The sequence below is a fragment of the Intestinimonas butyriciproducens genome (assembly GCF_004154955.1).
Classification (GTDB): domain Bacteria; phylum Bacillota; class Clostridia; order Oscillospirales; family Oscillospiraceae; genus Intestinimonas; species Intestinimonas butyriciproducens.
Window position 1 is genome coordinate 908,724 of the sequence record NZ_CP011524.1, and the last position, 12,267, is coordinate 920,990.

The following is a 12,267-nucleotide window of genomic DNA, read 5'->3' on the forward strand; positions in this document are numbered from 1 at the left end:
GAGATGAAGCGGAGGCCCCGGCAAACTTGCCGGGGCCTCCGCTGATGTTGGAGAGATATTGACGTGGCCGCTGGGCCCTGCCGATCGTTACCGGTGTTCACCGGGGAAAAAGGGTCCGGGACGGGTCAGCTCTTTTTGGCGTCAAGGCGCAGCACACCGTCTACACCCACGTTATTGTCTGCGTGTTCCTTGATGATCACGATCACTTTTCCCTTGCCCCGGTCGCCCGTCACGGCAACGGTGGCCTCATGTACATTTTTGACCAGTTCACGCTTTTGCTCGTCGGGCTTGTTGGGCGCGGTATAGATAAAATAGGTAATCTGATCGGTGACGCTGGGGCCGTGGCACTCCGGCGGCAGGGAGGGGAGGAGCATCATGGAGCTCACGTTGATGTCCAGGTGAAACGCGTCGCACACACCCTTCGCAACGCCGGCGCAGAGCTGCTGCTGCTGTTCCTTGGTGAGGGGGAGTGCGGTGACGCCGATGATGGTTGCCATAAAAATCGTTCCTTTCCGGTTCTTAAATTACATATCGCTTTTCAGTACGCCGTCCACGCCCACATTGTTGTTCGTGTGCTCCTTGATGATGACGACGACTTTGTTTTTCCCGAGCGGGCCCGTGACCGCGACCGTTGCATCGTAGAGATTTTTGACCAGCCGGCGCTTTTGCTCGTCGGTCTTATTGGGCGCGGTATAGACGAAATAGGTGATCTGTCCGGTGACGCTGGGACCGTGACATTCCGGGGGGATGGTGGGCATCAGCATCAATTCGGTGATGCTGATGTCGATCTCAAAGGCCTCGCTGGCGCCCTTTTCGACGCCGGCGCAAAGCGCACGCTTCTGCGCTTCCGTCAACTCCAGTGCGGTGTATGCGACCATAGTAGCCATAACTATCTGCTCCTTTTTTCTGTGGGATGGTTGTGAGGAAAAGGGGGACAGCATGGACCGTCTTGTCCATGCTGTCCTGCTGTTTGATTTTACGAAAGCCAGATGTTGATTCCGGTTCCTTCCAGGCCGCACACGCGCATGACGGCGCCGGTCTCCAGTACATAGCCATGTACGTTGTTCTGCATGCCCCAAGAGGTGTTGAGTGTGGCATAGAAGAGGCCGATATCTGTATCCATGGCCTCCTTAAGCAGCTCTTGGTACATTTCAATACGCTCCTCTTGGTTGGTGGAGGCAGCGGCCTTGCGGACTAACTCGTCCGTTTCAGGATCCTCATAACACCATGCGTTGTAATTGGTGTGCAGTTTGGAAGAGTCCAGGAAATTGCCCACAAAGCTGGCGGGGTCGGTGGAGCCGCCCTGACCGCCGTCTCTCATGAAAAGCTGAACGGTATTGTTGAGAAGCCGGTCGGTCATTTCAGTGGGGGTGATGCTCTGAATTTCCACATTTACCCCGATCTGACTCAGCATAGCTTGGATGATGGTGGCGGCTCGGACATAGGCATCCGACTGGCCGACAGAGAGTACGATGTCGAAGCCATTGGGGTAACCGGCTTCTTCCAGCAGCTTCTTGGCACCCTCAGGGTCATAGGCGGGGGCGAGGGACTCCAGCGACTCGTCATACAACCAGCAAGTGACAGGGATGGGGAGAGAGCAGGCGATACCGTCGCCATTGGCATAGACGGCGCTGACGATTTGATTCCTGTCCACCGCCATGGAAATAGCGTCACGCACCCGCTTATCAGACAGAATGGGATCAGACATGTTGTAGCCGCAGAAGGCAATACGGTTTTGAGGGCCCTGGGCAAGCACCAGATTAGAGTTGTCCTTAACCTGCTTGATGTAGTCGCCGGCAATGTTGACAGAGACATCAATCTCACCGGTAGAAAGGGCGTTCATATTCTGGGCCTCATCGACAATGATGTAGTAAGTAAGGCCATCCAGATAGGGCTCCACGCCCCAGTAGTTGGGGTTCTTCTCCAACTTGGTGTACTGATCGGGAACATGCTCCACGACCTTGAAGGGGCCGGTACCAATCGGGTGAGAGCCAAACTCCTCCTCGCCCCAGCCATCTACCTCTTCCTGAGGAATCATAACACCGGAAGGACTGGTCAGATCGTACAGGAAAAGCGCGTTTGCATACTCTAAGTGGCAGGCAACCGTGTGCTCATCGATAGCCTCTGCATACTCAAAATAAGGAATATAGTTCCACCATGCCTTCTCGTGGGCACGGTTGAGGGAGTATGCAACGTCTTCTGCGGTTAGCAGCCGCCCATCCTGATATTCGCCAACCTGGAAATGCACATCGTCCCGAATGGTAAATGTATAGGTCATGCCGTCATCGCTGATGGTCCAATCCGTAGCGATACAGGGCAGATACTCGCTCCCATCTGGGCTCAACTGTACGAGCGTCTCGCCGTATTGATTTACAACTTGATCACAGGCGGTGCCATCGGCAAAAATAGGATCCAGTGCCTTGGCGTTGATAGAGCGGTTTATGGCAATACGCAGAGTGCCGCCGTAAACGGGTTCGCCGGCAGGAACGGGGGCGCTGGTGTCCACAGAAGTGGGAGTTGTGGTAGCAGGAGTGGGGGTGCTGGTGCTGGAGGAAGAGGAACTGCAGCCGGACAGTGCACTCAGCACGAGTGTTCCACTCAGGAATAGGGCAAACAACTTCTTCATAAGGGAATTCTCCTTCCTGATTTCTCTCTAAATGTTGATCTGCTGCCATCTTAGAAAATATGCTGCGATTCACTGCTCCGTCAGCGGTGCAGTCCGAGTTCCACCTCCTAACATGGTTCATAATGGTGAACAACTCACCGGCTGAGTTGGTTCATCGACTTTTAAAAGATGGTCTCATTGTAGCAGTGCTTTATCAAGGATACAATGGGAATCGTGTATTTTTGACACAATAAATAAACAAATGTGTGCATTTTATGTGAGAATTACCCCTGAAATATTCTAAAAAAGGGCGCATCCTCTCATAAACTGTTTCATATAGAGACTGTTGCCGGCATGAGCCTGTTCCGAGGGGGCGCGAGCGCTCACTGCTGGATAAAACGGGATAAAAAGTCTTGGGTGCGCTTGTTTTTGGGGGAGGTAAAGAGACGCTCTGGGTCACTCTGTTCACAAATCACTCCATCCGCCATAAACACCACATGATTGGACACATCGCGGGCAAAGGCCATCTCGTGGGTGACCACGATCATGGTGATGCCATCCCGGGCCAGGGTCTTCATAACCTCCAGTACCTCTCCCACCATTTCAGGGTCCAGCGCTGACGTGGGCTCGTCGAAGAGGAGAACCTCCGGCTCCATGGCTAGGGCGCGGGCAATGGCCACCCGCTGCTTTTGGCCGCCGGAGAGCTGACGGGGATAGGCGTTGATATAGGGGGACATGCCCACCTTGCGAAGATATTTCAGGGCGTTTTCGCGGGCTTTGTCCCGGCCCCTTTTCAGGACCTTTTCCTGACCGACTTCACAGTTGCGGAGAACAGTCATATTGCTGAAAAGGTTGAAACTCTGGAAGACCATTCCCACCTTGGCGCGGTATGCGGGCACATCCATGCCCTGGTGCAGGATATTCTGCGCCTGAAAGAGAATTTCCCCGCGGGTGGGCGTCTCAAGGAGATTGACACACCGCAGAAGGGTGGACTTTCCCGAGCCGGAAGAGCCGATGATAGAGATTACATCACCCCTGTAAACGGTAAAGTCAATGTCTCTGAGCACCTCATGATTTCCAAAGGATTTGGACAGATGATGGATCTGCAGGATAGGATTTCTCAAATCTCTGCTCGCCGTCTTTGTCATAGTTCGCATCTCCCTCCCATACCGGCAGTCAAAGCGGCGCCCTCGGCGGGGGATGGGGGCGTGTCCTCTGCCAACTCGTAATTTGCAGAGCCCGCCAGAGCCCGCTCCCAGAGGTGGAGGAGTTTAGAGGCCACCAGAGTCATAATGAGATAGAGGATCATGGCGATGGTGGCGGCGGGGAAATAGAGGTACAGGGCGGCGGCGGCGGACTTGAAGGAGAAGAAGAGCTCGGTCACGCTGATGACGGAGAGCATAGAGGAGTCCTTCAAATTGATAATAAAGTTGTTACCGATCTGGGGGACCAGGTTACGCAGGGTCTGAGGCAGAATGACGTAAATCATGGTCTGCAGGTGGTTCATGCCGATGGACTTGGCGCCCTCGGTCTGGCCTGGGTCGATGGACATGATGCCGCCTCTGACCGTCTCCGCCATGTAGGCGCCGGTGTTGACGGAGAGGATGAAGATACCGGCGGGGAGATTGCTCATGTGGAGGTTGAGCACATAGGCCGAGCCGTAGAAGATGAACATGGCCTGGAGCATCAGGGGCGTGCCCCGGAAGAACTCCACATATGCCCGCAGCACGGCGCGGAGCACGCTCATCAAGGCCCACTTGACGGGGCTGTCGGAGGCCTTCTTGGGAATCGACTGCACGGTGCCCACCGCAAAGCCGATCAGACAGCCAATCAGGGTGCCCGTGATGGCAATGAGAAGGGTCATGCCGGCCCCGCGGAAGAGAGAGACGCCGTATCGGTTCATCACCGTGCCCATGTCGGAAACAAATTGGATAAATCCTTCCATAAACATGCTCCTTTTGAACCGGCAACGCCCGTCCCACGAAGGGATGGGCGTTGCCATGCTCTGTATACTTGCCTGGGAGAGAGAGGGGATTAAGTTAATCCTGGTTGAGGGGCTGGACGGTGATCGCCTCGTCCATCATGGCGGTGTAGTCGTCGGGGGTGTACTGGGCGAGGACCTCGTTGATGACGTCGGTGAGGCCGGTGTTGCCCTTCTGAACGGAGATGCCGAAGTTGGTCTCCTCCTCAGAGACGGCAAAGTCGTCGTCCGTGCCGGAAAAGTCCAGCATCTTCATGCCGGAATAGGCCTTACAGGCGGAGAGGGCGGTGGGCTGATCGGTGACCACCAGGTCTACAGCGCCGGAGTCCAGGGCCACCAGCATGGCGGGGACGGACTCTTGGGCGGGAAGGACCTCTATGCCGGGGACCTGGGGCAGGCAGGTGTCATACCAGACGGTGCCGAGCTGAGAGGTGGCCGTGGCGCCCTCGAAGGAGCTGATGCCGGTGGCGTCGGCGTACGCGCCGTCGCTCTTCACCAGGCAGACAATGGAGGCATAATAGTAGGGGTCGGAGAAGTCCACTTGGGCGGCGCGCTCGGCGGTGATGCACTGGCCGGCGATGACGGCGTCCACAGTGCCGGACTGGAGGGCGGGGATCAGGGCGTCCCACTCCATCTTCACGACCTCCAGCTCGCAACCCAGCTTATCGGCGACCTCCTTGGCGAATATGATGTCGTAGCCATAGGCGTAATCAGGCGTGCCGGAGATGGGGACCGCGCCGTTGGAGTCGTCGGACTGGGTCCAGTTAAAGGGGGCGTAGGCGCATTCCATCGCCACCTTGAGAACACCGTCCTCCGCCAGCTTGGGGGCCGCGGCGGCGGGGGTTTCGACAGGGGCGGAGGTATCTGCCGGGGCAGGGGTGGCCGTGGGCGCGGGCGTGGAGGCGCTGCCGCCGGAGCAGGCGGCCAGAGGCAGGGACATGCTCAGAGAGAGCGTAAGCGCGGCTAACTTCTTCCAGTTCATAATAGAGTCCATCCTTCCATCCTTAAAATATGAGACTAACCGTAGAAAACCCGCCGAAAGAACAAAAAGGCCATGAATACCTCCCAGATTGGGAAGCGTTCATGGCAACCTTGCGGACGAAAACCGAAATCCGTCCCCGCCAGCTCTGGCGGCATTTCATTGTGCGCATGGGGATTCAGACGCTGCGGGAAACGACTGATTTGCAAGTATATTACCGCGCGGTTGCAGAACTGTCAAGCCCACAGAGGGAATTTTGGAGGATGTAACAGCATGAGCGCGGCGGGAGGAGCTTGTTTTGTAAACTTGCTGAAAAGTGGGCGGGAGGGGCTCTTTTTTAGGCAAGACATCTTGACATTCCAGAGAAAATGGGGCAAAATAAAACACAAATTCCATGGAGAAAGCAACCGGCACGGCAAGGGCGCTGAGAAAATTCTCAGCGCCCTTGCCGTTTATTTTTAGATGTTCCAAGGAGGGAATGTCGCTTCCCAAGGGGAGCGGAGGTGATTGCCCATGCATGGAACGGGGTAGGGACTTGCAGTGAAAAAGGAAAGAAATTGAACGGAAGAGAGGAACGACACCATGATAAAAAAGCGACGGGCGCCCAGCAGGGCGATGGCCCTGATTCTGACCCTGGCAATGATCCTTTCCATGCTGGTCATCCCAACAGCAGCCAAGGAGCCGGAGGTCACGACCCCCGACCCAGAGACGTTGGAGGAGATCGTCGGGATCATGAAGGAGTATATCGACGGCGAGAGCGCCTTTGACAATCTATCCTTTGTCTATATGGGCTGGCGGACCACCGGCGGCCCCTGGCAGAACTACGTGATTGACGACTTCATCGGTAAGCCCCTGACCAGCGAAGAGGTGGGCTATACCTATTCCGACGTGGATATGAGCGACGCCACCACAGGGGATTACTTCTGGGTGCAGCACGATTACGCGAGCGAGAATATGTCTACGTCTCTGGTCTGGGCCCCCCAGTACGCCCGGATGGAGATCACCTCCATCAAGGACGGCGCGGGTGAGGAGCACCTCAACGACCCGGTCTATGCGCTGGGGGACGGTGTGAAGGTCTACGACCTACGGGATACCGTGAACGTGGAGTCCTTCGGCTTTGATCCCACCAGCGATATCTACCAGGAGCACTACAACGACCTCTACAGCCTGGGCCTGGACCTGGACGGCTACGGCAGCGACGATGACGCCCGGGACGAGGCCTTCATCCAGGCCATGTGGGCCTGGATCACTGAGAAGGACGAGGACGGCAACCGCGTCAACGTCTTCCAGGATGGCGACACCGTCTACACCGAGGACAACACCGGCCCCGAGGCAGAGCTAAATCTTCGAGCCCATCTGGCGAGGGATACCAGCTTCACCACGCGCTCTGAAGATGTGACCGACCCCGCCAACGTGTCCGAGGAGGTTGAAGGGCTGACTGGAGAAGTGGTCTACGTGGGCGATGCGACAAAGTTTAGCGGAGATAAGTCTGCGCTAAAGGGCAAGGTCCTGCTGTGCGACTCCAGGAATGCCGCCAATTTCACTTTTGCCCAAGAGGTGGGGGCCATATCCGTGATGACCACCGCCGCCCTTGCCAGCTACAGCAAGCACTTCACCGACTCCGCCCGGTTTGCCGGCGGCGCGGGCGCGTCCAGCAATCTGGCCGCCATGGACACCGGAAACCCCGTGGTGGAGTGGAACCTGACGCTAGACCAGTACGACGCGCTGAAGGACCTGCTGGACGCGGGCATGACCGTGGAGATGAACGTGGCCAGTGTGGGCTCCATCTATCCCATCACCGATGAGAGCAACCCCGCCACCCAGGGCCAGCTCACTGCCGTGGCCGAGATCAAGGGCGCGGTCCACCCCGAAAAGCGGGTGCTGGTCCTCTCCCACGTGCAGGAGCCCAGCTCCAACGACAACGCTACCGGCGTGGGCCTCAATGTGGAGCTGGCCACCAAGATGAAGCAGATGATCGACGACGGCGTTATCGCCCGTCCCGACTGCACCATCACTTTCCTCTGGGGCGATGAGTATGAGTTCTCCTACCTGTGGCAGGACGCCCACCAGGAGGAGCTCGCCAACGTGATCTGCGCCGTCAACCTGGACATGGTGGGCGAGGACCCGGAGAAGACCGGCGGCCCCATGCGGATTGAGAAGGCCCCCGATCCCTCCGCCTACTATAACTACGCGACCGACACCATGAACGGCACCGACGTGGGCTCCGTCACCACCAGCACGGCCAGCGAGTTCGTCCGCCAGCCCGACTCCCACACCCTGTGGGGCGCCAGCAGCGAGGACGAGATCAGAGCCGTGGACATCGGCGGCAACTTCATTAACGACCTCTACATGGCGGCCACCCAGCAGGTGATCGAGCAGGTGGACTCCGACTTTGAGGTGCTGGTGAACCCCTTTGAGGGCGGCAGCGACCACGAGGCCTTCCTGGAGGCCGGCGTGCCCGCCGTGCTGACCTGGCATTTCACCGACTACGTCTACCACACCACCAAAGACACCCTGTTCTTCTCCAGCGCCCGTGAGCTGGAGGACGTGGGCATCACCTCCCTGGCCACCGCCTACATGGCCGCCAACGCCAACGAGAACGGCACCCGCGAGATGCTGGAGCTGGTCTATGACGCGGCGGTGGAGCGGTTTGCCTCCGAGTGGGAGAACACCGCTTCCCATGCCGCGTGGGTGGAGGAGTACGACAAGGACGCGACCGACGAGCTCGCCAATGAAAAAGAGGTCCTCACCGCTTGGGGCACCTGGTACAAAGAGGCCCTGGAGTCCTGTGGGGCGTACTTTGACGGCGCTTTTGACGGATACGCCGCCCTGCTGGCGGAGTATCAGGGCAAGGTGGATGACCTGAACGACTGGGCCCTGGGCTACGCCGACAAGTGCTTCGGCGTGGAGTACGACGTGGACGTCACCTCCGCGGCCATGACCATGGCGGACAACGTGCTGTCCCTCTCCGAGAGCGAGCAGACCATTCAGGCCACCCTCACCGTAGATACCGCCGCGCTGAACGGCGTCAACCCCGTCGCCTGGGCCGCCACCCTGGACTGGACCCTGGACCGGGACGGCAGCGAGCAGGACCCCGCGCTCTATCCCTACTGCTATACCGGCGACGCGCTGGAGAACTGGACTACCTGGGGCACCAGCGGAACCGACGGGACGCAGTACGTTAGCGTCACCGGCGCCAGCGCCTCCGACACAGGCGATGGCAAGACCGCCATTACCGTGACCATTGAGACTCTGGCCCCCTTCTTCACCACCCGCTCCGGCGACAACGCCATGGGGACCCCGGGCAGCGTCTCCAGCCGAAACGTCTTTGAGAGCTTCATCGGCGCGTATGATCTGACCGCGCTTTCCGGCTCCGCCGAGCTGTCCACGGCCGAGCTGGAGGTCAATATCTACGACAGCTACACCCGCTATGCCGACGTGCTGGAGCAGCTCGAGGCCATCCAGACCGCCGCCGAGGCCAACGGGCGCTACTTCGAGATCAAGAATTACGGCACCAGTGAGGGCGGCCTGGACACCTACTATGTCACCCTCTCTGACAGTTCCGACTCTGTGGACAGCTTCAAGTCCATGAACGAGACGGCCCTCACCGACCCGGCCTCCCTCCAGGCCAAGATTGACGACGGCACAATCGGCGAGTACCGCGTACCCTTCTTCATCAGCAACATTCACCCCGACGAGTGCCCCGGCGTGGACTCCACCATGAACCTCCTGTGGACTCTGGCCACCGAGGACACCATCGACTACAACACCCTTGCGGACTTTAAGGAGAGCGTGGACCTAGACTCCCTCTTCGCCGAGGATGTGGTGGATCTGGGCATCACCGGCCTGGGCTCCTGCAAGATCAGCGGCAGCGACACCAACGGCCACAACGACGGCGTAACCGACGCCACCGAGTACTACACCGTGGCTGATACCTCTCTCAGCGTGGAGGAGCTGCTGGACAACCTTATCATCATCGCCTGCCCCAGTGAGAACCCCGACGGGCGCACCTACAACAGCCGCCGCAACGCCAACGGCTTTGACCTCAACCGCGATGGCTCCAACCAGACCCAGGCCGAGAGCACCAACATCACCGCCCTCATCAACGAGTGGAACCCGGTGGTGTATGCCGAGCTCCACGGCTATATGGAGGAGTTCCTGGTAGAGCCCTGCACCCCGCCTCACGAGCCCAACATGGAGTATGACATTCTGGTCAAGAACTTTGCCCTGGGCGCCGAGGCCTTCGGCGGCGCGGCGCTGGCCACCATGTCCGACGACGGCGTGTACGGCGGCGAGTTCGACATGAAGTACCAGTCCTACTACACTCCCCTCCGCGACGACTTCACCCCCGGCGAGGGCTGGTCCGCCTGGGACGATCTGTGCACCAACTACACCCCCAGCTACGCCATGCTCAACTGTGGCTCTATGGGCTACACCATTGAGACCCCCTCCAACAACGAAGCCTCCACCCGCCTCTTTGAGTGCGGCATGTACGGCCTGTGGGACTACGTGATGGAGAACAAGGACGACATCTATCGCAACCAGCTTGAGTTCTTCCGCCGCGGCGTGGAGAACGAGGATCACCGTGCCGACATGGAGTCCTGGTATGTGGACATCAGCAACAACGTCCTCGCATCCGACACCTGGCGCGTGCCCTATGCGGAGACAGACAACTACTTCCCTGAGTACTATGTGATCCCCGTGGATGCGCAGAGCCAGAGAGATCCCGCCGACGCCTACGAGATGGCTGAGTTCCTCATTCACAACGGCGCCAACGTCTCCAGGCTCACCAGAAATGTCACGGTGGACGGCGTCGCCTACCAGGCGGGCAGTCTGGTCGTGGACATGTACCAGGCCAAGCGGAACTACGCCAACGCCGTCCTCTGGAAGGGTGCGGACGCCTCCGCCTCCGGCTTCCCCGACCTCTACTCCGAGTCCGTCTCCAACTTCCCCGAGATGCGCGGCTTTGACTGCACACCCATCACCGTAGTGGGCGCCTTCGAGGGGAGCCTCACCAACCTGACCACGGTGTCTGCCACCTCCCAGAGCACCGGCTCCGGCAGCATCGCGATTCTCTCCAACAATGGTACCGAGACGGTCCGCGCCGTCAACGCCCTGCTGGCTGCGGGCAAGTCCGTGGGTATGATTACCGAGGGCAGCGATAAGGGCGACTTTGTCCTCAGCGCCGCCGACTACCGGTCCGTATCCAGCGACTACACACTGGTGGCAGCCTTCACCGACACCATGCCCACCGCCTATGAGATTCAGGAGCCCACCCTCTTCCTGACTGGGCGCTACGCTCCCTTTGAAAACTATCAGATCTCCAGCGGATATTACGCACAGTGGTTCTCCGAGGGCTATGGCTTCATTGATTACACCAATGTCCACAGCAACGGCACCTCCAACTACGACGTGATGGCCTATGACAAGCAGTTGGGCTTCCAGATCACCAGCAATCCCGCCGAGGCGGATGTGATCGTCGGCTCCGTGGCGCTGAACAGCGGCTCCTACGGGAGCGCCGCTGTGACCGCCGTAAAATCGGGCACCCCTTACATCGCCACCGGCACCAGTCCCCTGAGCTATATCAGCCGCAATCTTCTCTCCGGCCTGAGCTACTCCTCTCTCGGCATGGAGGCGCTGCACACCGTCACCTATCCCAGCGACAGCCTGACCACCGCCAGCCAGGCGGCGGACGGCGACTATGTGATCTACACCTACAACTGCGGCGTGATCACCGCGCTGCCTGCGGGCGCGGAGGTCCTGATCCAGGCTGCTGACGAGGACAGCTTCCTTGCCGGCTGCTGCCTGAACGACGACGGGATCACTCTGGATGGCTTTGTGGAGGCCTTCGCCGTCGAGAGTGACGGCATGGACCTCACCGTCTTTGCAAACTCTACCGTCAACCGTGCTCATCAGCAGGACGACTACCTCTTTGTGACCAATACCATTTACAGCAAGTGCCTGAGCAATGAGCCGATGACGATCGCCCTCGTCGATGACAGCGATGACGACGACAGCGGTTCCGGTTCCGGCTCCTCCAGCGGAACGACGACCCCAACCACACCGACCACGCCGGAAAGCCCCGCCGAGAGCACTGATGCGGGGGACTTCACCGACGTAGAGGGCCACTGGGCCTCCGAGAGCATAGCCTACGTGGTGGAAAAAGGTCTGATGAACGGCACCTCCACAACGACATTCTCCCCCGACATGACGCTGTCTAGGGCCATGCTGGTCACCATCCTGTTCCAAGAGAGCGGGGACGCGGCAGAGCCATTGGTGAGCTTCGATGATGTCGGCACGGATGTTTGGTACAGCGAGGCAGTGTCCTGGGCCTCGGGCAACGGTATTGTCAAAGGCTATGGAAACGGGCTCTTTGGACCGAATGACTCGATTACCAGAGAGCAAATGGCCACGGTTCTCTGCCGTTACGCTGCCCCGAAAGGTATGGACATTTCCAACGCTGGCAGTTTGGAGGCCTTTTCGGACAGCGCGCAGACCTCCGATTGGGCACTGGCATCCATGGCGTGGGCCGTTGGGACGGGAACTCTCATCGGTAAAGACAGCGGACGGCTGGACCCTGCCGGCGTTGTGACCCGTGCGGAAGCCGCCGTGATGCTCCAAAGGTTCTGTGAATGGGCCGCCTGACGGAAAAAACAATATCCTGCCGCAGGGTACGGATTTCAGGGCAGAAACAAAAATTGA

General features: G+C 58.9%; 8 protein-coding genes. 1 reads left to right on the top strand and 7 read right to left on the bottom strand.

Translation table 11 applies throughout. The annotated features are described in order from the left end of the window. Positions 1-125: 125 nt before the first annotated feature. The 7 genes from SRB521_RS04490 to SRB521_RS16305 all read right to left on the bottom strand — a co-directional run bounded on the left by SRB521_RS04490 (position 126) and on the right by SRB521_RS16305 (position 6,036). Positions 126-497, bottom strand: coding sequence for a tautomerase family protein (locus tag SRB521_RS04490; protein WP_075704314.1), 372 nt, complete (start codon positions 495-497; stop codon positions 126-128). Between the two features lie 27 nt (positions 498-524). Continuing rightward, on the bottom strand, positions 525-887 hold the full coding sequence (locus tag SRB521_RS04495) for a tautomerase family protein (protein ID WP_033118014.1): 363 nt from the start codon (positions 885-887) through the stop codon (positions 525-527). 89 nt (positions 888-976) lie between these two features. Then, positions 977-2,626, bottom strand: coding sequence for an ABC transporter substrate-binding protein (locus SRB521_RS04500; RefSeq protein ID WP_075704312.1), 1,650 nt, complete (start codon positions 2,624-2,626; stop codon positions 977-979). Between the two features lie 362 nt (positions 2,627-2,988). After that, positions 2,989-3,762: an amino acid ABC transporter ATP-binding protein gene (locus SRB521_RS04505; RefSeq protein WP_371824770.1), complete on the bottom strand. Its 774-nt coding sequence runs from the start codon at positions 3,760-3,762 to the stop codon at positions 2,989-2,991. Continuing rightward, positions 3,750-4,550 carry an amino acid ABC transporter permease gene (locus tag SRB521_RS04510; RefSeq protein ID WP_075704310.1) on the bottom strand — a complete coding sequence of 267 codons (801 nt, stop codon included), beginning with the start codon at positions 4,548-4,550 and terminating at the stop codon, positions 3,750-3,752. The genes SRB521_RS04505 and SRB521_RS04510 overlap by 13 nt, the downstream gene beginning before the upstream one ends. A 94-nt stretch (positions 4,551-4,644) precedes the next feature. Next, complete coding sequence (locus SRB521_RS04515; protein ID WP_116722266.1) at positions 4,645-5,568, bottom strand: transporter substrate-binding domain-containing protein; 924 nt, start codon at positions 5,566-5,568, stop codon at positions 4,645-4,647. A gap of 156 nt (positions 5,569-5,724) precedes the next feature. After that, entirely contained in the window at positions 5,725-6,036 is a 312-nt protein-coding gene (locus SRB521_RS16305; RefSeq protein ID WP_165816309.1) for a hypothetical protein, read from the bottom strand. A 111-nt stretch (positions 6,037-6,147) separates the two neighbouring features. Here SRB521_RS16305 and SRB521_RS04525 point away from each other — a divergent pair, with 111 nt between their 5' ends. After that, a complete protein-coding gene (locus SRB521_RS04525) occupies positions 6,148-12,210 on the top strand; it encodes an S-layer homology domain-containing protein (RefSeq protein WP_116722267.1) in 6,063 nt (2,020 codons plus the stop codon). The last annotated feature ends 57 nt before the right edge of the window (positions 12,211-12,267 follow it).

Excerpts from the sequence above, each read along its gene's own strand:
- SRB521_RS04490 (WP_075704314.1), bottom strand. The coding sequence starts at position 497 with ATGGCAACCATCATCGGCGTCACCGCACTCCCCCTCACCAAGGAACAG.
- SRB521_RS04495 (WP_033118014.1), bottom strand. The coding sequence starts at position 887 with ATGGCTACTATGGTCGCATACACCGCACTGGAGTTGACGGAAGCGCAG.
- SRB521_RS04500 (WP_075704312.1), bottom strand. The coding sequence starts at position 2,626 with ATGAAGAAGTTGTTTGCCCTATTCCTGAGTGGAACACTCGTGCTGAGT.
- SRB521_RS04505 (WP_371824770.1), bottom strand. The coding sequence starts at position 3,762 with ATGCGAACTATGACAAAGACGGCGAGCAGAGATTTGAGAAATCCTATC.
- SRB521_RS04510 (WP_075704310.1), bottom strand. The coding sequence starts at position 4,550 with ATGGAAGGATTTATCCAATTTGTTTCCGACATGGGCACGGTGATGAAC.
- SRB521_RS04515 (WP_116722266.1), bottom strand. The coding sequence starts at position 5,568 with ATGAACTGGAAGAAGTTAGCCGCGCTTACGCTCTCTCTGAGCATGTCC.
- SRB521_RS04525 (WP_116722267.1), top strand. The coding sequence starts at position 6,148 with ATGATAAAAAAGCGACGGGCGCCCAGCAGGGCGATGGCCCTGATTCTG.